The sequence below is a fragment of the Kitasatospora sp. NPDC059088 genome (assembly GCF_042738155.1).
In the GTDB taxonomy this organism is placed as follows: domain Bacteria; phylum Actinomycetota; class Actinomycetes; order Streptomycetales; family Streptomycetaceae; genus Kitasatospora.
Map to the genome: position 1 here is coordinate 1 of NZ_JBHYGR010000209.1, position 857 is coordinate 857.

Consider the following 857-nt stretch of genomic DNA (forward strand, 5'->3'; position numbering starts at 1 on the left):
GAACCCACCCCACAGCCCCACCACACCCCACCCAGACACCCCGCCCACCCCCACCCCCACCACACCCACGCGGCCGCCACCAGGCGGACGCAGAGAAAAAGGCACAGCGCAGCGACCGGCCACACACCAACCAACGCCCCCAACCCCACCCCCACCCCACACCAACCACCACCACAGGCAGCAGGGGGCACAGACAGGTAAGTCGGGGTGGTGAGAACGGCCCCGCACCCCTTCTGACCTTGGACTATCGCCCGTTCTCAACCTGGGGGCCGGTTGCTGTATCGACCCACGAACCGAACCGTGAACCGAAGCCGGTTCCGACCCGTGTGCCGAACCCTGTACCGAACCCGAGGTGTCGGGTGTGGCATTGAGATGTGGTATAGTTCTTTCTGTCGGGAGGGGTTGGCGCCCCACCCGGCCACTCGATCCATTCACTACCCGGAGGTTTCCCGTGGAGATCGCTCCCGAGCTTCTGATCGAGGCGTCCAACGCCGAGGCCGATTTCCAGTCCGCCCGCGCCGCGCTTGCCGACGCCCGCCGCAAGCGTGACCTCGTTCTGTACGCCATGTGGCGCGAGACCCACGACCCGCGCGGGATCGCATCGCTCCTCCCGACGTCGGTCCGCACCACCACCGTTACGGCGGCGGTAGCCAAGCTCGCCCCGCCGCAGGACTTCACCCAGCCGGAGCTGTTTGCCCTCCCGGCCACCCCCGCGCACGAGTTGGCTGCGTAGCACTACCAGGCCGGGGGGGGGGGGGGCGCCGCCCCGCCCCCCCCCCCCCCCCCCAAGGAAATAAACAGAAGAAACCACGATAGAGCGACCCGCCCGCCGACCAGAGAGAGGTTGAAGGACACCA

At 68.3% G+C, this 857-nt stretch carries 1 protein-coding gene; it reads left to right on the forward strand.

Translation table 11 applies throughout. The annotated features are described in order from the left end of the window. Positions 1–451: 451 nt before the first annotated feature. On the forward strand, positions 452–733 hold the full coding sequence (locus tag ACFWXO_RS43220) for a hypothetical protein (RefSeq protein WP_363577441.1): 282 nt from the start codon (positions 452–454) through the stop codon (positions 731–733). Positions 734–857: the final 124 nt, after the last annotated feature.